Source organism: Vibrio sp. 811 (genome assembly GCF_033339195.1).
On the sequence record NZ_JAWOUB010000001.1, the window covers coordinates 46036 to 68154 of the forward strand.

General features: G+C 42.8%; 23 protein-coding genes and 1 pseudogene. 8 read left to right on the top strand and 16 right to left on the bottom strand.

Annotated features, from left to right (window positions below):
• Positions 1-218: 218 nt before the first annotated feature.
• Entirely contained in the window at positions 219-1178 is a 960-nt protein-coding gene (locus tag R7Q46_RS00215) for a diguanylate cyclase (RefSeq protein WP_258474456.1), read from the bottom strand.
• Positions 1179-1435: 257 nt separating this feature from the next.
• Here R7Q46_RS00215 and R7Q46_RS00220 point away from each other — a divergent pair, with 257 nt between their 5' ends.
• The gene (locus tag R7Q46_RS00220; RefSeq protein WP_005376232.1) at positions 1436-1873 is read left to right on the top strand and encodes a DUF3069 domain-containing protein; all 438 of its coding nucleotides are present in this window, start codon (positions 1436-1438) and stop codon (positions 1871-1873) included.
• A gap of 76 nt (positions 1874-1949) precedes the next feature.
• Here R7Q46_RS00220 and modC read toward each other — a convergent pair whose 3' ends face one another.
• The 4 genes from modC to R7Q46_RS00240 form a co-directional block, all read right to left on the bottom strand.
• Positions 1950-3056 carry a molybdenum ABC transporter ATP-binding protein ModC gene (gene modC / locus R7Q46_RS00225; RefSeq protein WP_318077192.1) on the bottom strand — a complete coding sequence of 369 codons (1107 nt, stop codon included), beginning with the start codon at positions 3054-3056 and terminating at the stop codon, positions 1950-1952.
• Complete coding sequence (gene modB / locus R7Q46_RS00230) at positions 3053-3742, bottom strand: molybdate ABC transporter permease subunit (RefSeq protein ID WP_225495875.1); 690 nt, start codon at positions 3740-3742, stop codon at positions 3053-3055. Before modB ends, modC begins: the two co-directional genes overlap by 4 nt.
• A 27-nt stretch (positions 3743-3769) precedes the next feature.
• Positions 3770-4525, bottom strand: coding sequence for a molybdate ABC transporter substrate-binding protein (gene modA, locus R7Q46_RS00235; protein WP_318077193.1), 756 nt, complete (start codon positions 4523-4525; stop codon positions 3770-3772).
• Positions 4526-4594: 69 nt separating this feature from the next.
• Positions 4595-6046: a cobyric acid synthase gene (locus R7Q46_RS00240; RefSeq protein ID WP_213899945.1), complete on the bottom strand. Its 1452-nt coding sequence runs from the start codon at positions 6044-6046 to the stop codon at positions 4595-4597.
• Positions 6047-6201: 155 nt separating this feature from the next.
• On the opposite strand from R7Q46_RS00240, the gene R7Q46_RS00245 reads away from it, so the two are divergent.
• Together R7Q46_RS00245 and R7Q46_RS00250 are read left to right on the top strand one after the other, a co-directional pair.
• Positions 6202-6576 carry a YgiW/YdeI family stress tolerance OB fold protein gene (locus R7Q46_RS00245; protein WP_005388037.1) on the top strand — a complete coding sequence of 125 codons (375 nt, stop codon included), beginning with the start codon at positions 6202-6204 and terminating at the stop codon, positions 6574-6576.
• Between the two features lie 155 nt (positions 6577-6731).
• Positions 6732-7268, top strand: coding sequence for a hypothetical protein (locus R7Q46_RS00250; protein WP_017634623.1), 537 nt, complete (start codon positions 6732-6734; stop codon positions 7266-7268).
• Positions 7269-7391: 123 nt separating this feature from the next.
• Here R7Q46_RS00250 and R7Q46_RS00255 read toward each other — a convergent pair whose 3' ends face one another.
• The 3 genes from R7Q46_RS00255 to R7Q46_RS00265 form a co-directional block, all read right to left on the bottom strand.
• Positions 7392-8075, bottom strand: a complete 684-nt coding sequence (locus R7Q46_RS00255) for an ATP-dependent zinc protease (protein ID WP_047101086.1) — start codon at positions 8073-8075, stop codon at positions 7392-7394.
• Between the two features lie 11 nt (positions 8076-8086).
• A complete protein-coding gene (locus R7Q46_RS00260; RefSeq protein WP_005376216.1) occupies positions 8087-9274 on the bottom strand; it encodes an aromatic amino acid transaminase in 1188 nt (395 codons plus the stop codon).
• Between the two features lie 155 nt (positions 9275-9429).
• Entirely contained in the window at positions 9430-10287 is an 858-nt protein-coding gene (locus tag R7Q46_RS00265; RefSeq protein ID WP_017634626.1) for an AraC family transcriptional regulator, read from the bottom strand.
• 120 nt (positions 10288-10407) lie between these two features.
• On the opposite strand from R7Q46_RS00265, the gene R7Q46_RS00270 reads away from it, so the two are divergent.
• Positions 10408-11793 carry an MATE family efflux transporter gene (locus R7Q46_RS00270; protein WP_213871120.1) on the top strand — a complete coding sequence of 462 codons (1386 nt, stop codon included), beginning with the start codon at positions 10408-10410 and terminating at the stop codon, positions 11791-11793.
• A gap of 84 nt (positions 11794-11877) precedes the next feature.
• Here the strand turns inward: R7Q46_RS00270 and nrdG are convergent, their stop codons facing one another.
• Both nrdG and nrdD read right to left on the bottom strand, forming a co-directional pair.
• The gene (gene nrdG / locus R7Q46_RS00275) at positions 11878-12348 is read right to left on the bottom strand and encodes an anaerobic ribonucleoside-triphosphate reductase-activating protein (RefSeq protein ID WP_213871121.1); all 471 of its coding nucleotides are present in this window, start codon (positions 12346-12348) and stop codon (positions 11878-11880) included.
• 84 nt (positions 12349-12432) lie between these two features.
• Positions 12433-14553 (bottom strand): anaerobic ribonucleoside-triphosphate reductase, encoded by a 2121-nt coding sequence (gene nrdD / locus R7Q46_RS00280; RefSeq protein WP_213871122.1) that lies wholly within the window; start codon positions 14551-14553, stop codon positions 12433-12435.
• Positions 14554-14862: 309 nt separating this feature from the next.
• Between nrdD and R7Q46_RS00285 the strand changes: the two genes are divergently transcribed.
• Positions 14863-15726, top strand: a complete 864-nt coding sequence (locus R7Q46_RS00285; RefSeq protein WP_213871123.1) for an endonuclease/exonuclease/phosphatase family protein — start codon at positions 14863-14865, stop codon at positions 15724-15726.
• Positions 15727-15762: 36 nt separating this feature from the next.
• Here R7Q46_RS00285 and R7Q46_RS00290 read toward each other — a convergent pair whose 3' ends face one another.
• Genes R7Q46_RS00290 through R7Q46_RS00300 form a run of 3 tightly spaced genes read right to left on the bottom strand, consistent with a single transcriptional unit; the run spans position 15763 to position 16927 of the window.
• Entirely contained in the window at positions 15763-16203 is a 441-nt protein-coding gene (locus R7Q46_RS00290) for a YeeE/YedE family protein (RefSeq protein ID WP_031781165.1), read from the bottom strand.
• Between the two features lie 14 nt (positions 16204-16217).
• Positions 16218-16631: a YeeE/YedE family protein gene (locus R7Q46_RS00295; RefSeq protein ID WP_372058356.1), complete on the bottom strand. Its 414-nt coding sequence runs from the start codon at positions 16629-16631 to the stop codon at positions 16218-16220.
• A gap of 5 nt (positions 16632-16636) precedes the next feature.
• Entirely contained in the window at positions 16637-16927 is a 291-nt protein-coding gene (locus R7Q46_RS00300; RefSeq protein ID WP_005376206.1) for an ArsR/SmtB family transcription factor, read from the bottom strand.
• Between the two features lie 151 nt (positions 16928-17078).
• Between R7Q46_RS00300 and R7Q46_RS00305 the strand changes: the two are divergent.
• The 3 genes and pseudogenes from R7Q46_RS00305 to R7Q46_RS00315 all read left to right on the top strand — a co-directional run.
• Positions 17079-17204: pseudogene (locus R7Q46_RS00305) on the top strand (pyridine nucleotide-disulfide oxidoreductase); the annotation flags it as partial.
• Between the two features lie 126 nt (positions 17205-17330).
• Complete coding sequence (locus R7Q46_RS00310; protein WP_318077194.1) at positions 17331-19034, top strand: FAD-dependent oxidoreductase; 1704 nt, start codon at positions 17331-17333, stop codon at positions 19032-19034.
• A 438-nt stretch (positions 19035-19472) separates the two neighbouring features.
• Positions 19473-20129 carry a HEPN domain-containing protein gene (locus tag R7Q46_RS00315; protein ID WP_025499129.1) on the top strand — a complete coding sequence of 219 codons (657 nt, stop codon included), beginning with the start codon at positions 19473-19475 and terminating at the stop codon, positions 20127-20129.
• 60 nt (positions 20130-20189) lie between these two features.
• Here the strand turns inward: R7Q46_RS00315 and R7Q46_RS00320 are convergent, their stop codons facing one another.
• From R7Q46_RS00320 to R7Q46_RS00330, 3 genes are read right to left on the bottom strand one after another with little or no spacing between them, the layout of a single operon-like run.
• The gene (locus R7Q46_RS00320) at positions 20190-21020 is read right to left on the bottom strand and encodes a hypothetical protein (protein ID WP_046875439.1); all 831 of its coding nucleotides are present in this window, start codon (positions 21018-21020) and stop codon (positions 20190-20192) included.
• A 5-nt stretch (positions 21021-21025) separates the two neighbouring features.
• Entirely contained in the window at positions 21026-21466 is a 441-nt protein-coding gene (locus tag R7Q46_RS00325) for a hypothetical protein (protein WP_046875438.1), read from the bottom strand.
• Positions 21467-22117 (bottom strand): hypothetical protein, encoded by a 651-nt coding sequence (locus R7Q46_RS00330; protein ID WP_046875437.1) that lies wholly within the window; start codon positions 22115-22117, stop codon positions 21467-21469.
• Positions 22118-22119: the final 2 nt, after the last annotated feature.

The following is a 22119-nucleotide window of genomic DNA, read 5'->3' on the forward strand; positions in this document are numbered from 1 at the left end:
CTGGGTTTAAAACAAAACCGAACTTCCCCATCAGCATAATAACTGCACTCATCGTTGCCACTATCCCGATGTCATCTATCTAATCAAAGGTATAAGGTATACGCCCGATTGCGACATTCCGTTCGCACTGTTTGCCTATCTTACTTTGAGTTAGCTTTAAAATAACCACCAAAAAGTGACAACGCAACAAAAAGAGTAGCATTCATAAGATTTTGTTTTTAAAAAGAATGAACTACAGTATGTGTGTTTCTTCCCAAAGACTTCGAGGTATATAGTGCTTTATCAACGGTTGCATACAAGTCTGATTGCACTTCTTTCCCTGTCGGTTGAAAAACAAAAACACCCTGTGACACTGTCACTCTATTTGACACACTAGAATACTCATGTGGGTAATCGAGAAAATACATAGCCTCTTGTATACGCTCGGCTTCTCTTTCTGCTGTTTGAGTGTCGGTACACCCTAGCAACACAACAAACTCTTCTCCACCATATCGACCTACATATTCCCCAGAGCGACAAAAAGTAGCCTTGAGTTGATTCGCAATCGCTTGCAAGCAACGGTCGCCTTCAATATGACCGTAATTATCATTAAACGGTTTAAAAAAATCGACGTCCAATAGAATCAAAGCCATTGGCATGTTGTGACGGCCATGCCATGCAACCATCGATTCCAACTTATGGTCGATATAACGGCGGTTATAGAGTTTGGTTAGGCCATCTTCATTCGCTTGCTGAGTCAAAAGTTGATTAACCTGCTCCAATTGAGCTGTCGCTTGCTTAAGCTCTCGTCTCATATGAGCAATACGCTGCATTGCGATAAGTTTAGAGTTCAGTACCAGTTTATCTACCGGCTTAATTAAATAGTCATCACCGCCCGCATCTATGGCTTTAGCAATCATTTCTGGCTCTTCGTGACTACTCAAGAAAATAATTGGGATCCAATCCGGAAACGTTTCTCTTATATGAAGAGAGACTTCAAAACCGTTCATATCTGGCATTGATATATCGAGTAACACCAGTTCCGGATCAAAGCTCTCATAGGTATTTAACGCCTCTAGTCCACTACCTACGGCTTTTACAATATGTCCAAGTTGCTTTAGACGAATAGCCAACTGCATCCTGTCTAGCTGAACATCGTCAACCAGAAGGATTCGCATCGATGTCCCTGTCGGTTGCATAACGCGTTCCATTTTTAATTATGTCTTTATTAAACATATACCATACTCATAGAGTTGTTGCATTCGACTCATAATTAAGTGCTATATTTTTGTTTGAATATCAAAGCAGTTAGACTGAACGTTACCCTATCTAATCATGGCCTGTGAGCAGAAGTTCAACAAACTCATTCACTTTGGTCATCTTGCGGACTAATGGGTATAGCTATTTGATGCATTTGGTATTAATATTCCCGCCTTTTTGTAATGAGAGACACACCATGTCAGAAGCAACTAACAGCGAAAGCAAAAAAATCGATCTAGCCAGCATTTCTCCAGAGCTACGTAAAGTTATCGAATTTGACGAAGTTCCAGAGCAAATGTTCGAAATGGTTACCTCTATCCATGAAGTGTCTGAAGAAGCGGTACGTGAATCATGGGACGAAATGCCAGCAAGTGCACAGAACATTCTAGACAACTTTGAACAGTTTCATGCTCTAGTTTCTGTAGGCCAAGCATTCGCTGGTATTAATGTTATGGAAGAGTTCCCTACTCTTAATCTGCCAGAAAACATGACAGATGAAGATAAAGAAGAATACCGTGCTCAACTACTTGATAATGTGCTTCACAACTGCGTGAAAGACATGGTTAAGCAACTGAAGAAAGCACGTCGTGACCCACTTCTTAAGCGTGAGTTCAAAGAAGTATTCGCGAAGTAATTCCGGCATTCTTCTAGTAAAAAAGGCCGCACTTTGCGGCCTTTTTTGATCATGAAGCGTAAATCAGTCTAAACGGTTAATGAGGCGCTAGTGCCATATCTTTTTGTGTCACACTGACACCTTTAATTTGTGCAAAAACACGGCTACCAACTTTTAGGTTGAGATCGTCAAGGGCCCACGGTGTGATCGTTGCCCACAAATAACATTTCTCGTCTAGCTTGAGTGATATATTAATACTCTGTTTGTCATCGGCTGCGTTAAACACTTCGATGGAATCGACAATAGCAGGCAGAATATTTCGAATCGACGTCGCCTTGGGCTGCTCGAGCGTGATAGAAACGTCATTGGCACGCACTTGCAAGCGTATTGGCGTGTCTGGTGTTCCGTCAATCTTTTGCACCCACAGGAATACATTAGGTGCAAGGTTGATACAAGTCAGTGCATAACGTTCATGATGTTCAGCAATCCGGCCTTCAAATAAGCTGCTTTGATCTGAGAAAGATTGCCATGGACGCATAGCATGAGAAGCCCACACTTCCTCAAGCTTACCTGAACTCGAAATTTTACCTTGGTCAATAATTGCAAGGTGCTGAGCAAGCCTTAAAATTTCCTGGAGACTGTGTGTGACATAGATAATAGGGATATTTACCTTCTCCGACAACTCCTCGAGAAAAGGCATTACCTCACGCTTTCTTGGCATATCGAGTGAGGCAAGTGGCTCATCCATCAAAAGCAAATTGGGCTTAGATAGCAATGCGCGCGCAATCGCAACACGTTGCTTTTCACCACCAGAAAGTGATATCGGAAAGCGCTTTAGTAACGGTTTGATAGACAAGAGTTCGGTGACTGCATCAAAATACTCGTCATCTTTTTCTTTAACGCCATACAACAAATTGCCTTGAACCGAATAGTGAGGAAACAAACGTGAATCCTGAAACACATAACCAATGCCACGCTTGTGCGTTGGTAGGTTTATTCCCTGTTCACTGTCAAACAAAACATGCTCACCAACCGCAACATACCCTTGCCTTGGAGTGACCAATCCGCTGATGATGTTAATCAACGTCGTTTTACCTGCACCAGATCGTCCAAACAAGGCACTAATTCCGTTACAGGGTAACTTAAGTTTGATGTCGAAGTCAGTCTCACCAAGCATTTGTTTAAATTGGACTTTAATCGTCATTGCTTCGCACCTAATCTACTTGCCGCTTTACGATTTAGCCATTCAGAGATCATTAATGTAGACAAGGCTAACGCGATAGAAATGATACACAGACGAGCCGCCTGCATTTCTGCACCTGGCGTTTCAATAAAGTTGTACATTGCCAGCGGAATCGTTTGGGTTTCATCCGGAATGTTAGAGACGAAACTGATCGTCGCCCCGAATTCGCCAAGACTACGAGCAAATGACAGCATCGTGCCCGTAATAATTCCGGGAATGGTCAGTGGTAACGTGACGGTGAGAAACACTTTTAAAGGAGAAGCGCCTAACGTAGAGGCTGCGTGCTCCAATTTAGGGTCGACGCTATCTAAGCTTAAGCGTACTGAACGAACCATCAAAGGCAAAGCCACGACAATACAAGCGACTACTGCCCCTTTCCAATTAAAGCTAAATACTACCCCTAAGTTTTCATAGAGCCACTTTCCAAGGAACCCTTGTCGTCCTAAAGAAATCAACAATAAATAGCCGATTACCACTGGCGGCAATACCAGTGGTAAATGAATTAAGCTATCGAGAATCGATTTACCAAAGAACGTTTTTCGAGAAAGTAGCCAAGCAAGAAAAACGCCGAGAGGAATCAGCCAAAGTACTGCGTACGCGCCTACTTTGAGGCTTAACATTAAGGCTTGGTATTCCAGTTCTGTCACGCTTCGTTCCTATAATTGAAGGCCGGTTTATTGCTGAAAGCCATATTGAGCAAAAACGCGTGCGACTTCGTCCGATTTTAGGTACTGGAAGAACTGCTCCGACTCAGTAGAATCATTCACAATTGCAGCCGGGTAAACAATAGCCGCATGCGTATCACTCGCAAATTCGCCGACAATTTTGACTTTATCAGTTAACTGAGCATCGGTTTTGTAGACCACACCTAAAGGCGCTTCTCCACGTTCAACCAACGCCAAAGCTAAGCGCACATTCTTTGCTGGTGCGACGTGAGTTTGAACCGCTTTCCATACACCCAGTGTAGTCAATGACTCTTTCGCGTACATACCAGCAGGTACTGACGTCGGATTGCCTAAAGCAAGACGATTTCCATGCAATGCCTTCTCCCATGCCTTTGCATCAGAAAAGTTAAATGAGGTTAATTCTGAAGACTGAGGAGCAATCAACACTAAGCTATTGCGCACTATATTTGTGACATTGTCACGATAAATAACGTCTTTATCGACCAAATAATCCATCCATTTCGTGTTCGCAGAAATGAATACATCCGCTGGTGCGCCATTGATAATTTGTCGAGCGATAGAAGAAGAACCACCATAAACGGGAGTGATAGAAACGTCATACTTTTCTTCAAAGTTTTGCGCGATCTCGTTAATCGCATTCGTCATAGAAGAGGCTGCATACACTTTTAGGTTCGTTGCTGCGTTTGCTGAAAATGAAATGCTTAATACTACCGTAAGGCAAGCATACTGTTTCCATGCTTTCATAGAGATACTCCAATACAAGGCAAGCGAAAGAACAGGTTATTTAAATATAAAGTTCAATCAGTTAATGGGCTATTTAAACAAAAAATCAAGGCGCACATGTTGTTCTATCGCATCTGCGATGCGATTAATGCCTTGCTCCTTTAACTCTTCAAAGTCTTGTTGTTTGATTTGGGTGCCGTTTACCCATTCTGATACCAGGCTTAAGACATCTGCCTCGTCAAAGAACCCGTGAAGGTAGGTTCCCATGATTTGGCCACACTCGCTGATCGCCCCCTCCGCTTCACCGGAACTGAATGTAAGAGGTTGCAGGCCCCGTACTTCACTTCGCCCTACGTGGATTTCATAACCCTTTACATTGGCTGTTTTGCCGTTAAGAGAAAGCTGTGCTTGTGTGTTTGTAAGCTGTTTGCTGTTAGTTAGCGTCGTAGTGATATCAAGCAAGCCAAGTCCTTCGCTTTGACCTGGTTGGCCTTCGACGCCGTTTGGATCATCAATCAAGTTTCCAAGCATCTGGTAGCCGCCACAGATACCAATCACTTTTCCACCAAGACGAATATGACGCAAGATATCTTTATCCCACCCCTGGCTTCTTAGATAATCCAGATCGTCTCTGACCGATTTGGTCCCAGGCAAAATAACCAGGTCGGCTTTATCTATTTTTTCGCCTTTACCTACATAACGTAGATTGATGTCTGGATTCAATCGCAGCACATCAAAATCAGTATGATTACTAATCCGGGTTAAAACAGGCACAACAACATTCAGTTTTACCTCAGAGTGCAACTCTTGCTGTGCAGTGATCGCGTCTTCTGCTTCTAAATTCAAACCATGAAGAAAAGGAAGTACACCAAGTACAGGTTTACCTGTTTTTTCTTCTAGCCAATCGAGGCCCGATTGCAATAAACGAATATCACCTCGAAAACGGTTGATAACAAATCCTTTTACTCGCGCTTGTTCAGATTCAGAAAGTAACGCAAGTGTTCCGTACAAATGTGCAAACACTCCACCACGATCAATATCAGCGACAATGATCACTGGTACATCAGCGGCCTCAGCAAAACCCATGTTTGCAATATCGCCTTCTCGTAAATTGATTTCAGCAGGACTCCCCGCGCCCTCGATAATGATCGAATCAAATTCTTGAGTCAGACGAGAGAAGGAATCTAACACCGTGTCCATCGCCACTTTCTTGTAATCATGAAAGCCAGCCGCATCCATATTGGAAATCGCCTTACCCTGCAAAATGATCTGAGCACCTGTATCACTGTTAGGTTTAATTAAAACCGGATTCATATGTACGGTTGGCTCAATATTACACGCCTGTGCCTGAACGGCCTGTGCTCGACCTATTTCACCGCCATCTTTGGTTACCGCACTATTTAATGCCATGTTTTGTGGCTTAAATGGGGCAACATTTATCCCTTTTCTTGCTAATACACGGCATAAACCTGCCACAAGGACACTTTTTCCGGCATCCGAAGTGGTGCCTTGAACCATTAAAGATGGGATCGCTGATTTCATGAACATTTGTAAGGAATAGAGGAAGATGAACAATCATAACGTCATCGTCCCCACTTACTCAAGCAAATGAATAGAATATGAATGTTGAAATCATCATTGGTTCAAACAAGCCCTGTTTTAATGAACCCATCAAAACAAACCGATGAGGATGTAACATGAAAAAGAATACAATTATCGCAACAATCGCCGCCTTAGCTATTGCTCCTTCTATCGCGTTCGCGAAAGATAACGCTCAAAACCAATCAAACTTGCAGTTTAACGGTCCTGTCACTGTGGAAAAATTGGATGCCTTGCTAAACGACTCCAATATGTTTACTGAAAAAGATGTGGTCGTTGAAGGTAACTTATTGCGTCAAGTTCGCTCGGATAAGTTTGTCTTTAGCGATGGTTCCGGTGAAGTGATGGTCGAACTCGATGACGATATTCAGCTAAATACTCCGATTGATCACACGACTAAAGTCCGTCTGTTTGGCGAATTTGAAGGCGGGAACAAACCAGAGATTGAAGTCGAACAACTCGTGGTCATGTAAAACAAAACCCCGATTGCTGTGCATATCAACATGATGTAGTGACGATTACAGCTAAATAGTGACGGCAAGCACTTAAAATGATAGCTTTATCAATCTTGGTCTGCTTTTTGCAGACCATTTTTTTGTTCATTTTAATCATCTTGCCCGGAGACACCATGCTAGGTAAAGCTCTAAAGGTTGCAGCCTTTGGTTTGTGTGCTATTTTGCCACTTTCCGCACATGCAAATAATTTCAACTACAACACGATGGAATTTCGCATGGGTACTAGCCCTGGTACATTTGGTGGCGAGTTCAATACCTACTTTACAGAGAATACCCATTTCATTGCTCGCGCAGACAGTGAGTTTAGCGGAGACTGGGACATTGCTGGTGGTATAGGCTTTAATGGGCCAGCAGGCCAATTTGCAGATATTTATGGCCAAATGTTGGTACACAACATTAAGGAGAACGGCAGTGATAAAGTGGGCGACGAGTGGCGCACGGAAGTGAATATTGGCACTCGTATTTGGTTTATGCAAAATGTTGAGCTACATGGCCGTATCGGCCAAATCATAGATAATGACGATTCGAACACCATTTACAATCTGGGCGCACGATTCCACTCAACTCAGCAACTATCGCTTGGTGCAGATTTCAAAAATAATGGTGTCTATGGCCAGCAAATTGTAATGTCTGCTCGTTTTGCATTTTAGTGGACATGACTACTAGGGCATCACAAGCAAGCATATGATTCAATAAAAATAGCCTCCGATTTTGGAGGCCATTTTTTGTTAATCACGAATTATTAGCTTGTAGCAGAAACCAGCTTTAATACATCAGTTTTTAGCGGTTTTTTTAGGTTTATCTTGCACATATTTTTTCGATACATCTACAACGGCGATATCTCTAAAAAAGCTTCGACCAAGCAAAATTGGAAACGTCATATGTCCGCGATCCGCTAACGTAAACTCTGTCTTTTCTTTGTGATCCCCAACGGTAATGTAGGCTTTTACCACCGCTCGTTTATCCACCTCTTCTGACGAAGACTGCTTAACTTTAGCCCAGCGCTCAACGGGTACTTTAAACTCTTTGGTGTCTTTGTCACCTAAATCTATCTTAAATTTAACCCAGTCTTTACCATCACGCTCAAACGGAACAATGTCAGTCGCACTAATTGATGATGTTGTCGCACCTGTATCGACTCTAGCCTTGAAAGTCTGGTCAATTTCAGGAACATAAACCCATTCTTCAGAACCAAGAATTAACATGCCATCGGGTGTTTTTGTGACCTTGACTGGCTTCTTAGGTTTTGGTTCCGGCTTTTTCTCAGGTTTCGCTTCTGGTTTGGGCTCCACCTCTGGCTTTGGATCTACCTCAGGTTTCACTTCTGGCTCGACTTTAACGGGCTCTTCGACCTTTGGCGACTCTGGCTCAACAGGTTCCTGCGTCGTTTGAGTTGACGTACAAGCAATTAAACTGCCGCTCATCATAAGCGGCAGAATCAGTTTCCAGTTTTTCATCCACACTCCAATTAAGCTTGAGATACTTTCTTAATTGCGTCCGCTACGTATGGAATATGAGTTTCGGTAAGTCCGGCAATGTTAATTCGACCATCGCCAACACCATAAATGCCATAATCTTCACGCAGTTGCGCCATTTGGTTTCCACTAAAGCCTAGCACAGTAAACATGCCTTTGTGACCCTCAATGAAATCAAATTGATCTGTATTATGGTTGTTTCTCAACTCGTTACACAAACTTTGACGAAGGCTAACCAAACGATGTTGCATTTCACTCAATTCTTGCTTCCAAACGGAAGTGAGCTTGTCATCTTGCAGAATGGTCTTGACTAAAGCTGCACCATGGTCGGGTGGCATCGTGTAAGTCGAGCGAGCTAGAGTGAGGAGTTTACCTTTTGCATTAGTTACATCATGCATGTTCTTACCAACCACAATCGCTGCACCAGTTCGTTCACGGTACAAACCAAAGTTCTTCGAACATGAAGTAGTAATCAACATCTCTTCAACGTTATCTGCCATAAAACGAAGACCTTTTGCGTCTTCTTCTAGGCCATCACCGAAGCCTTGGTAGGCAATGTCCACAAATGGGATGAAACCGTTCTTCTGCGACAATTCTGTAATGGCTTGCCAAGCAGATAAGTCAATATCCGCACCAGTTGGATTGTGGCAACAACCATGAAGAAGTACCACATCTGAAGGCCCAGCTTTCGCAAGATCATCCATCATTTTTGCGGTGTCTACTTGTTTCGTTTCCGAAGAGAAATAGTGGTAGAACTTAACTTTAAGGCCTGCTGCTTCCATTACTGGCTTGTGGTTTACGTAGCTTGGGTTGGAAATCCAAACCGTCGTATCTGGCTGTGCGATCTTCATCAGATCACCGAGCATACGCAGCGCACCACTTGCACCTGGCGTTTGAATTGCTGCAACACGATCCATTGCAGACGTTCCCGTCAGCAGCAAATCGATCATGCTTTTATTAAATTCTTCGCAACCCGCAAGACCAACGTAAGACTTGGTTTTTTGAGTTTCAACAACGACATCCTGCGCCATTTGAATGGCTTTCATAATCGGCGTTTCGCCTGCGCTGTTTTTGTATACGCCAATGCCAAGGTCAACCTTGTTTGGACGTTCATCGTTACGGTATGCAACGGATAGAGATAAAATAGGATCTAATACGGGAGTTGGGAGATTAGAAAACATGAAAGTCATAACCCTTTGAAATTCAAGTACCGAACCTCACGTTAACACCATCGCAAAAAATGACGAAATGATTTTTCACTTATTTCATCAATTAGAGAACAAAATTCTGGCTTACGGTGAGTTTTGTGCGCTCTATCGTTCAGAAAAAGAACGATTCACTCCTTGTCGTACCAATCCACTCTACCGTTTTTTCTAAACTCTCTTGGTGTCATGGTCGACCACGCTTTAAAACGTGTACTAAAGTTAGCGCTTGTCGGATATCCGACTATTTCTCCAATATGCTGAATTGGCCATTCTGTTGAACGAAGTAACCTAGCAGCATATTCCATGCGCATACGCGTTAAATGTGCCATTGGGCTTCGACCAAACTGCTTTTGAGTCAGTCGATGCAAATGAGGCTCCGAACATGGATATAGAGCCGCCACCTGCTCAACGCTCCAATCCTTATGGAGCTGACGTTGGACAAGGTCAAATACACGCCGAAGCCTCAATTGGCTGCGTGATATCGACTCTGAGGGCGGCATGTTTAACATCAGCTCTAACTGAGCCACACTATGCTCACCTACCGCACCACCATAATCGATTGGAAGGTGAATGCTGCGTAGTAGTGTTTGGATACATGCATACATCACTTCAGGTGTAGATGAAAGCTGGTAGCGAACATCGCATTCTAATATCGGCCACTCTCTATCAGGAGCAAGAAAAAGCCACGCGATCTGCCAAGGTTCTTCTTCTATACCAAAACCGTTTTCAACACCTGCGGGTACTGTAATCAACGAGCCCGGTTCCAAATCGTATCGATAAGTCCCACTCTCTAGCCACCCTTTACCACGCACCGTATAGAGCAGCATGTGTTTCTTTTGGTTTTTACGATAAACAGAGAAGAAGTCACGACAAGTGGCAATGCCGCACTGCACAATGCCTCTCTCCTCAAGTGCTAATACTCGACTGTGATCAATAAACTCTTGATAAGTTTTTTCTGAAATCGCGTAGCGTTCTTGTTTATCTTCCATGATTTATTGGCTCACATGTGCGTTAGTAGAGAGTTTTACAAAGGTTTTGGATTCCTTTGAAAAATACACCGCCAAATCATGAGGATAAACTACTCGCATTAATCTTTAAGGAGAAATGCGATGCTCTTAACACGCGAATACATCGATAAAGCATTTTGGCAAAAGCTGATTACGATTGGCCTACCTGTTTCACTTCAGTCCATGCTTTTTGCTTTGCTCGGCGTCGTGGATATTTTCATGGTAAGCCTACTCGGAGAATCTGCAACGGCAGCAGTTGGAGTTGGAAATCGTATCTTTTTCTTCAACCTAGCGGTTGTCTTTGGCCTGTGCGGTGCAGTTACCGTACTTGCTTCTCAATACTACGGCTCAGGAAACCTAGCCGGAATTCGCAGAACGTTGGCGCAATCTTGGTTTATTTCCATTTTGGTGACGCTGCCGTTTATCGTTCTTTATGCGATTTTTGATGAAGAGATCGTCTCTTTTATGTCAGACAATCCTGAATACGTCACTTATGCACGTGATTATCTTGTGGTTACGGGCTTTAGTCTCATTGCTACGGCGATAGTAGTACCGATTGAAGCGGTATTGCGCTCCGTGGGCCAAACCAAACTGGCAACCAACGTTAGTATCTCCGCCATTGTCGTTAACGTCGCGCTTAATTATGTTTTGATTTTTGGTTTATTTGGTTTCCCTCAATGGGGCGTATTTGGTGCAGCCGTAGGTAGTTTTGTTTCTCGATTTTTCCAAACCGCCGTCTTGATTTATTTTTTCTACAAACGATATGCTTACCTAATTCCGACTAAGTTCGATTGGGTACAAGGCCGCCTAAAACAGTATCGAAAAAAGTACTTTAAGGTTTCTTTACCCATGTTGGTCCACGATGCGCTTTGGACTGGTGGATTGATCGTTTACAGCATCATCTATGGTCAATTGGGCGTTTCAGAACTGGCGATCATCTCATTCTTATCACCGATTGAAGGGGTACTGATTTCAACCTTTATGGGATTTGCGGTCGCTGCATCCGTTCTTCTTGGGAATGATATTGGTGCAAAACATTATGACCGAGTCGAGAAAACGGCGTGGTGGTATGTGTTAACCAGCGCAATCTTAGCCACCTTGCTGTTTTTCCTAGTGTGGTTGAGCTCGCCCATGATTCATCACCTATTGGTACTGAGCCCGTTAACCGATGCAGACATGGCACTTAACGTATGTTTAGTCATGGCGCTAGGTATGATTTTGAGGGTGTTTAACATGGTTGGGATTGGCGGCGTACTAAAGAGTGGCGCTGATATTCGCTATAGCATTTTCATCGACACGTTCGGTCAGTGGGCTATTGGCATCCCCCTTACTTATTACACAGGCATGGTGTTAGGGCTGCCTTTGCATTTTGTCTTGATGTCTCTGCTCGCGGAAGAGTTAGTGAAAGGCGTACTGACGACTTACCGTATTCAATCTAAACGTTGGATAAATAATATGGTTGAAGATGACCAATCGGTGACAGCGTAACCAAAAAGACATTAACGAACTCACACCAAAAGGGCTCACCCGTTATGCACGCGTGAGCCCTTTTTATGTGCGGAGAATGCTTGATTAGATGTCCGTAAATCGATGAATGATTTGGTTTGAACTGCCACGCCATTCGAGATTGAGGTCTTTCTTGTCTTGTTCAAACTTACCATCAATCAAAACATCGATGTATTGCACCACTTCCCTTTGCGCGTCATTCAGTTCCGTCAGCGTGTAGCCAGTCCAAACCCAAATGTCTTTACCTGGGCACTCCCCTCTCACCCTTTTCACTATCTTCAAAATATGAGGCACATTAGCAGGATGAAGCGGATCTCCACCCGACAACGACAAGCCACGGCGTTTGATACGCGTGTCGTTTAAGTCAGCGATGATTTTGTCTTCCGCTTCTTGCGTGAAAAGTACACCAGAATCCAAACGTTGCGTCGACTGGTTATAACAGCCACGGCACTGATGCACACAACCCGACACAAACAGCGTGCAGCGCGTACCCGGTCCGTTAACAACGTCAATTGGATAGTATTGGTGGTAATTCATAATGCGTCTCTGTGTTATCGCGAAAGAGAAAATCAACCTGTTTAAAGTTGATTTTCAAAGTGTTAAAACGAGTGGTAGTAAACCTTACAGGTGTTTAACTCGGCGCTTCACTTCTTCTTGCTTACCGAAGTTAAACGGGCGTGCATCTGGGCTACCTAGATAGCCACAGACTCGACGTGTTACTGATACTTTAGTTGAGTCATGGTTACCACAGCTTGGGCAAGTGAAGCCTTTGCTTGTACATTCAAACTCGCCGGTGTAACCACATTCGTAACACTCATCAATCGGAGTGTTGGTTCCGTAGTAAGGAACGCGGGTGTAACTGTAGTCCCACACGTTTTCTAGCGCTTCTACGTTACGTTGCATGTTCGGGAATTCACCGTAACAGATGAAGCCACCGCTTGAGATTTCTGGGTAAGGCATCTCGAAGTCGATCTTGTCGTAAGGGCTAACCTTCTTCTCAACATCCAAGTGGAAGCTGTTGGTGTAGTAACCTTTGTCTGTTACGCCTTCAATCAAACCAAACTCTTTGGTGTCGATGCGGCAGAAACGACTACATAGGTTTTCACTTGGTGTTGCGTACAAGCTAAAGCCATAGCCAGTTTCGTCAGCCCATTGATTCACCGCATCTTTTAGATGCTTGATGATAGCGACCGCTTTTTCACGCAAAACAGCGTCATCATAAACGTGCGCTTCTGTACCGAATAGCGCGTTAATTGTCTCGTGTACACCGATGTAACCAAGAGAAATAGACGCACGACCGTTCTTGAAGATATCTGCGATTGAGTCGTCTGCTTTCAAGCGAACACCACATGCGCCTTCCATGTATAGGATTGGGGCCACGCGTGCTTTCACGTTTTCAAGGCGAGAGATACGTGTCTCTAGTGCTTTACGAGCAAGACGTAGGCGGTCATTTAGAAGCTCGTAGAATTTCTCTTCGCTTCCGTTTGCACGGATAGCGATACGAGGAAGATTCAAGCTCACGACGCCAAGGTTGTTACGACCTTCGTGAATCAGCTCACCGTTTTCTTCGTAAGTACCAAGGAAGCTACGGCAACCCATTGGCGTTTTGAATGAACCCGTTACTTCCACTACTTTGTCGTAGTTAAGAATGTCTGGGTACATACGCTTAGACGCACACTCAAGCGCAAGTTGCTTGATGTCGTAGTTTGGATCTTCTGATTTGTGGTTCAAACCATCTTTGATGCCGAATACAAGTTTAGGGAATACCGCTGTTTTACGGTTCTTGCCTAGACCTGCAATACGATTCTTCAGAATCGATTTCTGGATAAGGCGGGATGCCCAGCTTGTACCAAGACCAAAACCGAACGTAACGAATGGGGTTTGACCGTTCGCTGTGTGCAGCGTGTTTACTTCGTATTCTAGAGATTGGAATGCGTCGTAACACTCTTTCTCAGTGCGCGCTTTTGCGAACTCTTCTGGCTCAGCAATGTTCCACTCTTTTGCAATCTCTAGGTGTTTCTCGTAGCTTGTGATTACGTACGGCTCTAGAACCTCATCAATACGGTTGATGGTTGTACCGCCGTAAATGTGGCTCGCGACTTGAGCAATGATTTGCGCTGTTACCGCTGTTGCAGTCGAAATTGATTTTGGCGTATCAATCTCAGCGTTACCCATTTTAAAACCATGCGTCAGCATGCCTTTAAGATCGATAAGCATACAGTTAAACATTGGGAAGAACGGTGCGTAGTCTAAATCGTGGTAGTGAATGTCACCCACGTCGTGCGCTTGAACCACATCGCGAGGAAGAATGTGCGTCTTCGCGTAGTGTTTCGCTACGATACCAGCCAACAAGTCACGTTGAGTCGGAATTACTTTGCCGTCTTTGTTCGCGTTCTCGTTGATTAGATCCAGATTACTTTCTTCAATCAAACCTTCGATTTCGCGAGTTAGTGCACTTTGCTTCTCACGAGCGATGTCGCGATCGTGGCGATATTCAATGTAAGAACGCGCTAGGGCTTTGTAAGGACCTTGCATGAGTTCATTTTCGACTAAGTCTTGAATCTCATGGATGTGAACTTCATCGTGTTCTCTTAACTGTAACTCGACAGCAAGAGCCACATTAAGAGCATAAATAGCGACATCCTTATCTTTGTTTTCCGCTGCTGCTTCAACTGCTGCTTGGATACGATCCCTGTTGAACGGAGCTCTTGATCCGTCGCGTTTGATTACGATTGGTTTCACTTTGTTCTCCTTACCCGAGCATACTCACAGAGTTATCCATAAACACACTATATGGGGTTATTTTTCATTCTAGTAACACAATATATTGTGGCGTATTTAACGAGAAGCACCACTCGAAAACATTGATTTTGATCAATAAAGATTGGCTAGCGAACAAGAAGAAATCGATCTTATTGGCGTTGATCTCAGTTGCGAAGAAAACCATGAAAATTGCAATATTGGTACTAAATCTACTTGCTATTTTTGGAGGTCTTGTAGGATAAAGGATGGAAAGGAATACGCTAAAAGATAGGAGTGCAACAGGCCAAAATGCGATCACTTTTTGTTACGTTAATATTACTTTTTAGTTCTCTTTCATTTGCTCAAAACTCCATCAATCTAACCAGTTGGAACATAGAGTGGTTATCTATAGATGGTGGAAAAGTGTCGAGAACACCACAAGATTTTGAAAAACTGACCCACTATGTGGATAAAACACAAGCCGACATTCTTGCTTTTCAAGAAGTCGAAAGCGTCGCTGCAATGCAAAAAGCCGTTGGCGATGACTTCACTATTTATCTTTCCGATCGTTCAAACGCCTCCAACCGACACCTTCAGTTTAACGACACCAACCAATACACAGGCTTTGCCGTGCGCAATGGCGTAAGCATATTAGACAAGCCAGACTTCTCTATCACACGAGGCAACAGCAAGCTGCGCTTCGCGAGCTACCTTGTTTTAAATCCAAACCAAGAAAACGAGACTCACCTACTCTCTGTACATCTGAAAGCGGGTTGCAGTGGCGCGTATCGTAATAACCGCGATTGTAAGATAGTGAAACAACAAGGACAGGCACTAGCTAAGTGGATAAAGGCGCGCGAGGACAACAAACAACATTATGTCGTGCTTGGCGACTTTAACCACAGCTTGGGTTATCAAGGAGATTGGTTGTGGGACGTGATATCGGACAATACTAGTGCAAAGCTAGTGACTAAAGACACTAAAGCGGAATGTAAAGTGCGTTCTAATCGTAATCCGAATAAAACCCACCAATTCCGCTCGGTGATAGACCACATTATTGTGAGTGGTGATTTAAAGGCGTCGTCTGGTGTTCAAACCGTTTTCAAAACACAAGATGTACTCGACTATAAACTGAGTGACCATTGCCCGGTTTCTACGACACTCACTTTTTAGCGTTTAAGTACTATTTTTAACGTTGAAGTACTTTCTTTATTGACGAACCACTCTTTTAGCGGTGAATGACCCAGCCAACATTGCCACTATAAAGAGCAGAACTTGTGTGTTGCCAGTGAAAAGGCTGGCAACCGCAGGACCAGGACACACACCCAGTAACCCCCAACCAATACCAAACAGTACAGCACCACCGACTAACTTTTTGTCTATCGCTTTAGAAGTTGGGCATACAATCTCATCACCAAACACAGATTCGCTTCTTGGCTTTATTAATAAAAGATAAGCTGGAACGAACACCGCAAGTGCTCCGCCCATTACAAAGGCTAAGCTTGGATCCCATGCTCCAGTAATATCGAGAAAGCCAATCACTTTTGCCGGTTCAGCCATACCAGAGACCACCATACCAATACCAAAGAGCACACCAGAAAATGCAACAACGGACATTTGCTTAATACTTTTCATTACATGAGTTTTCATAACGGCACTATTCCTCACGATACTAGCAAGACGGTTAACATGGCTGTGGCCATAAAAGTACACGTCGCGACCACAGAACGGATTGAGAAACGCCCTATCCCACAAATGCCATGACCACTAGTACAACCATTGCCGATACGCGTACCGACACCGACTAACAAGCCAGCAACGATAACTAAAACAACAGAACCGCTGTACTGTTCTGGTACATGCCCGCCAAGAACATAAACAGCAAACACGCCACCTAATACCATCGCAATTAAAAAAACAATGCGCCAAACGCGATCTGCGTTCTCAACGGCACCGTTTAAGATCCCACTGATCCCAGCAGTCTTGCCAGTAAATAGCATCAGTGTTATCGCTGATACGCCAACTATTATGCCGCCCAACAGCGACATCCAAGGAACTTCAAACATAGCAACCGCCAAACTAATTACTTACAGAAAACTTGCTTAAAGGCCTCAACCAGCGGACCAACTCTTTCATCAGAAATTGAATAAAATACCTGCTGAGAAACTTTTCTAGCTTTAATAATGTCGTGCTTTCTCAATACGGTGAGATGTTGTGAAAAAGCAGATTGGCTTAATGATGAACCTTCAAAAAGTTCACCGACCCCTTTCTCGCCTTCAATCAGCTTACACATCACGATTAGGCGCTCTGGATGAGCCATAATTTTAAGCAGCTCACTCGCTTCGGTCGCACTTTGTAGCATACTGTCGCCCATTCTTATGCCTCTTCATTACTACATTACATTTTATTAGATATTACTAATTAATATTATTAAGTCAATGCTAATGTAGATTAAATAACATTAGACTTAGCTAATTTATTTAAGTAAGGTGTAGGCGTTTTCGATCATTCAGCAGGAGAAATCCATGAGCAAAATCGTGATTATTGGTGGGGTTGCTGGCGGTGCATCTGCAGCAGCTCGCGCTCGTCGTCTTAGTGAAGACGCAGAAATCATTATGTTTGAACGCGGTCCATTTGTGTCATTAGTCAACTAGATGATGGACGACATTTAAAATAGTTTTACATTGCTCTTATTAACATCTTAAAAACAAACAAAAATTCACTTGTTTTTGAGTGTGTTATTGTTTGTTTTTTACTCGCTAAGTTGGAGTGTCTATATGACCAAAATTCTCATTGTCGGTGGTGTGGCTGGCGGTGCATCAGCAGCAGCCCGCGCTCGTCGTTTAAGTGAAAATGCAGAAATTATTATGTTCGAACGAGGTAGTTTCGTGTCTTTTGCTAACTGTGGCCTTCCCTATCACATCGGTGGCGACATCAAAGATCGCAGTAAATTATTGCTACAAACACCAGAAAGCTTTTTAGCGCGTTTCAACGTTGATGTTCGTGTAATGAATGAAGTGATATCGATAAACCGTCAAGACAAAACAGTGACAGTAAAAAATCTTCTTGATGGCTCAGAATATGAAGAAACATACGACTTCCTATTACTTAGCCCAGGTGCAGGCCCTATCGTTCCACCAATTCCTGGTCTGGATAATCCGTTGACTCACTCACTACGTAATATCCCTGATATGGATCGCATCATTAAAACGATCCAGATGAACAAACCAGAGCACGCCACGGTTGTAGGTGGCGGTTTCATTGGTTTAGAAGTAATGGAAGCCTTCCATCAACTGGGTATTAAAACCACTTTGCTTGAAATGGCAGAGCAAGTCATGACACCTGTTGACCGTGAAATGGCAGGTTTTGCTCACGCAGAAATCCGTGAAAAAGGGATCGACCTTAAATTGGGCGTTGCTCTTGAGTCTGTACAATTTATTCCAAATGAACATGTGGCTAGCGTAGATGCAGGTGAGAGTGAGAAACATCAAGACTTAGAAGGTGAATTGGAGCTTACGCTTAATAACGGTGAAAAACTAACCACCGATATCCTGATTATGGCTATTGGTGTTCGCCCAGAAACTAAATTAGCAAAAGAAGCGGGATTAGAAATTGGGACGCTTGGTGGTATCTACACTAATGAATACATGCAAACCAGCGATCCTTCAATTTACGCTGTTGGTGATGCAGTTGAAGAAAAAGATTTTGTCACTGGCGAGCAGACGCTTGTTCCTCTAGCGGGTCCAGCCAACCGTCAAGGTCGTATAGCAGCCGATAACATGCTTGGTCGTAGCGAGACTTATCAAGGTACACAAGGTACGGCGATTTGTAAGATCTTTGACCTTGCTGTGGCTTCAACGGGTAAAAATGAGAAACAGCTAAAACGCTCAGGCATTGAATACGAAAAAGTTTACGTACACACCGCAAGCCACGCGAGTTACTACCCTGGCGCTGAAATTGTTTCATTCAAAATGTTGTTCGATCCGAAATCAGGCAAGATTTTAGGTGCTCAAGCAGTTGGTAAAGACGGTATCGATAAGCGTATCGACGTTATGGCTGTTGCTCAGCGTGCAGGTATGACGGTTGAACAGCTACAACATCTAGAGTTGACTTACGCGCCCCCTTACGGCAGTGCAAAAGACGTAATAAACCAAGCTGCATTTGTCGCAAATAACATCATCAAAGGGGATGCGACAGCAATTCACTATGATGAAATGGATTCCTTAACCGAAGACCAGGTGCTACTTGATGTACGTAACCCAGGTGAACTTGAAAACGTTGGTTTTATTAAAGATGCAATCAACATTCCTGTCGACCAATTACGTCATCGTATGGACGAACTTCCAAAAGACAAAGAAATCGTGATTTATTGCCAAGTTGGGTTACGTGGTAACGTCGCGTACCGTCAATTAGTGAACTCAGGCTTTAAAGCTCGTAACTTGATTGGCGGTTATAGAACATATAAATTCGCTCATTTATAATTAGAAATGTAGAAAGCCGAGTAAGCCTCGGCTTTCTCTATAATACCAAGCAACACTACAGTTAAAATAGCATACGACTATCTACCAAATTTTACTATAAGTATCGCCCTAATTTACCTACCAGTTATTAAAACTACTCTTTTGATATGTTACCTTGTCACATGCATTTATTTACAATTGTGCAATTAACGACCTATTAATAAATAGGAGATCCACCTCTACTCTGTAAATTCAAGAGATAAAGTTCAAAACAATTAACTTTTTGAACTTAAGCAAGCTATATATTCTATTTGTAAGTTATCATTGAGCAGAGTGCTTAAGTCAGTAAAAAAATCTTGTTAAGCTCAGTTTTTACCAATCCAATTGGATTTACGCAATTTGATTAAATTTCTGATTTGGCCTTCGAGAAAAATAAAAACAAAAAATTAAGAGGAACAAATGCTTACTTTTAATACGTTAAAAGAACGTCACCGTCGTGAGCGAAATAGCTATTCGCAATCACTTTCTACTCGTGTGCATCGCTCTCTAAGTTGGCTAAAGAAAGCGGAAGCATGTGAAGATGATGATTCTACATTTACTTTCCTTTGGATAGCTTTCAACTCAGCTTACGCTCAAGATTTTGAACAAAAAGCAAACTACGGTGAGCGTGGCTTGTACCAAGAGTTTTTATCTCGCCTTGTTGAACTAGATTCTGATAACTTGTTAGCTGAAATTGTCTGGCAAAACTACTCAGGTGTAATACGAGCACTGCTCGATAACGAGTTTATTCTTGAAAGCTATTGGAGCTACCATGCGGGACGCATTAGTGAACAAGAATGGAAAGAAGCTCGCAGTAAAGCTAAGGTCGCAGCTAATACAGCACTTGGGCATAACAACACAGCGTCAGTGCTTTCTATCGTATTCTCACGCCTTTACACGCTGCGTAATCAAATAATTCACGGTGGTGCGACTTATAGCAGCTCTGCGAATAGACAGCAATTAAGAGATTGCACCGTGCTCTTGGAAAAGGTTCTACCAGTTATCATCAAGATTATGATGGATGGTAGTAGTGAGCTATGGGGTGACCCTGTTTATCCGTTTATTACTGAGCAATAATATAGATCGAAGCGACATTCTATGAATGTCGCTTTTCTATTTCTGAACATCCAGCTAAAGCTACAACTTCACGACAGATGGTTTAATAACTTTACCTGTCTTGGTATTAACGTAACCATGAAGCATAATCTGGGTGATAGAGCCACTTGTGTTGTGGCTAGAGCTATGTTTTATGTGACACTGAGTGTCAAACGAGTCCCCAGAGCTAACCTCTTGAAGTGCGAACATAGGATAAGCTAAGGTAAAACGCTTAAATAACAGATTGAATAGCGAAATCACATTAGCTATATCACCATTATTTCCGTTGACTGTTTCACTCTTCGCATAATCCCATAGATTAGAAATATTTTTCTCTTGAATCCCACAAGAAATCAAACCTTGAACTGTTGTATCTTTAAAGATTCCAGATAAAGACTGAAGTGTTTGCTCTGACAATCGGCTATATAACTCGAGAACTTGTAGATCATCACGGAAATTATTTCTGTAATACTCAAGCTTCTGGTTTAACTCGGTCACATCATTCTGTAACTGATTCTTCGTCTCTGCTAGTAGTTTAAGATCAGCCTGTAGTTTCACAACCAACAGATCCTTATCCCCATTTTGTTCAGAAAGTTGCTCAACCCTAACTCCAGCCTTTTCTTTAGCTTCTTTCTCCATACAAAGCAAAGACTTTAACTTATCAATAAATTGTTTCAAGTCTTCGTTCTCACTCTCAACCTTTTGTAGGCTCTCTTTCACACACTCTAATTCAGAATCATCAAAACTGGATACTTGTTCAGTTTCTAACGGTGGCTCTACGCAATCATTTTTTTCAACAACTATCTCACGCACCTTTGCTCGCACTTTTTCATCATCCAGAGCCTTTAATAAGGTTTGAATATTAATATCCATAGCACTTACCTACGTCCGTAATCTCTGGTTTTTTTTCGATAGAAAGCTTGAAGGCTCGTTCCATCTGAGAGTTCCTCCATCTCCGATGTGTCAACGGCTTTTATAGGTGCAGTATATGGAATTGGTGTTTCAATTTGGGGATAACTTGCTACAGCAGCCCCAGGAAAGATTAACTCTTCTGTAAGCCAACCAATTTCTTTTACAGAGTTAACAAAGCTATCTGAAATACTTATATCAGAGTCAACCTGGAAGCTCTTATCGTCCGAAATAATCACTAAAGCTAAGGTTTCATTATCAACGTACTCAATCTTATTCTTGAAAATATCCCAGAAGTTTTCTTGAGGAACAGCCATTTCACCAGCAAATAAAATAGGTTCAAGCTCACCGCCAATCACTCGGTTTGCTTGAACTCGATTCTTCTTTGCCTGAATGATAAAGTCAGACATTTAAAATTTTAACTCCATAACCTTGTCTTCGATTTGTTCAGTCGTAAGCTCAGGCTCAAGTTTTTGATATGCTTCAACTAGGGCGCTGGCATGCTTATGGCTCTCATCAATGCTCAACTCATCTTTTAAATACAAGCTGTAGTCATCAGTATTGAGGTTTTTCTCTTTATACGCCTTAATCGTACCAATAATTTCTTTCGCTTCTAAATCTAGTGCGGCAACTGTTGCCATAAATGATGGACTTACAACAGTATCAAGTTTCTCATTAATACCTTTTAAGGTGATAGAAGCACCAATAGATGATCTCGCCAATTTCTCGGCATCACTAAGGTTGTCGAATTTTTCTTTGTCAATCACCACATCATTTCTTAAGTGGTCGATATATTCACTTATTGAGGCAAAATCATCGGGAGTCTTCTCACTCAGCATTGCTTTCTCACCAAGTTCTTCCATGTTCTCTTCAGGACGGATAATACCTAGAGAAATACCCACATTTTTTACCGCCTCTCCTACTTTTTCAGCCAGGTTGACCCCTAAGCTAGCAATAGATGCCGCAACATTGGCAATCCCTGAGCCTATTTTCGATACAGCATCACCAATTGCACTACAGGCACTACTTACAAAACTGCTCACGCTACTCCAAAAACCCATAA

Bases quoted from the DNA above. Each gene is read 5' to 3' on its own strand.
- R7Q46_RS00320 (WP_046875439.1), bottom strand. From the start codon at position 21,020: ATGGATATTAATATTCAAACCTTATTAAAGGCTCTGGATGATGAAAAA.
- R7Q46_RS00270 (WP_213871120.1), top strand. From the start codon at position 10,408: ATGCTCTTAACACGCGAATACATCGATAAAGCATTTTGGCAAAAGCTG.
- R7Q46_RS00325 (WP_046875438.1), bottom strand. From the start codon at position 21,466: ATGTCTGACTTTATCATTCAGGCAAAGAAGAATCGAGTTCAAGCAAAC.
- R7Q46_RS00315 (WP_025499129.1), top strand. From the start codon at position 19,473: ATGCTTACTTTTAATACGTTAAAAGAACGTCACCGTCGTGAGCGAAAT.
- R7Q46_RS00265 (WP_017634626.1), bottom strand. From the start codon at position 10,287: ATGGAAGATAAACAAGAACGCTACGCGATTTCAGAAAAAACTTATCAA.
- R7Q46_RS00310 (WP_318077194.1), top strand. From the start codon at position 17,331: ATGACCAAAATTCTCATTGTCGGTGGTGTGGCTGGCGGTGCATCAGCA.
- R7Q46_RS00245 (WP_005388037.1), top strand. From the start codon at position 6,202: ATGAAAAAGAATACAATTATCGCAACAATCGCCGCCTTAGCTATTGCT.
- R7Q46_RS00330 (WP_046875437.1), bottom strand. From the start codon at position 22,117: ATGGGTTTTTGGAGTAGCGTGAGCAGTTTTGTAAGTAGTGCCTGTAGT.
- R7Q46_RS00290 (WP_031781165.1), bottom strand. From the start codon at position 16,203: ATGAAAACTCATGTAATGAAAAGTATTAAGCAAATGTCCGTTGTTGCA.
- nrdG (WP_213871121.1), bottom strand. From the start codon at position 12,348: ATGAATTACCACCAATACTATCCAATTGACGTTGTTAACGGACCGGGT.
- R7Q46_RS00240 (WP_213899945.1), bottom strand. From the start codon at position 6,046: ATGAAATCAGCGATCCCATCTTTAATGGTTCAAGGCACCACTTCGGAT.
- modC (WP_318077192.1), bottom strand. From the start codon at position 3,056: ATGACGATTAAAGTCCAATTTAAACAAATGCTTGGTGAGACTGACTTC.
- R7Q46_RS00250 (WP_017634623.1), top strand. From the start codon at position 6,732: ATGCTAGGTAAAGCTCTAAAGGTTGCAGCCTTTGGTTTGTGTGCTATT.
- R7Q46_RS00220 (WP_005376232.1), top strand. From the start codon at position 1,436: ATGTCAGAAGCAACTAACAGCGAAAGCAAAAAAATCGATCTAGCCAGC.
- modA (WP_318077193.1), bottom strand. From the start codon at position 4,525: ATGAAAGCATGGAAACAGTATGCTTGCCTTACGGTAGTATTAAGCATT.
- R7Q46_RS00215 (WP_258474456.1), bottom strand. From the start codon at position 1,178: ATGCAACCGACAGGGACATCGATGCGAATCCTTCTGGTTGACGATGTT.
- R7Q46_RS00255 (WP_047101086.1), bottom strand. From the start codon at position 8,075: ATGAAAAACTGGAAACTGATTCTGCCGCTTATGATGAGCGGCAGTTTA.
- R7Q46_RS00285 (WP_213871123.1), top strand. From the start codon at position 14,863: ATGCGATCACTTTTTGTTACGTTAATATTACTTTTTAGTTCTCTTTCA.
- R7Q46_RS00260 (WP_005376216.1), bottom strand. From the start codon at position 9,274: ATGTTTTCTAATCTCCCAACTCCCGTATTAGATCCTATTTTATCTCTA.
- R7Q46_RS00300 (WP_005376206.1), bottom strand. From the start codon at position 16,927: ATGGGCGACAGTATGCTACAAAGTGCGACCGAAGCGAGTGAGCTGCTT.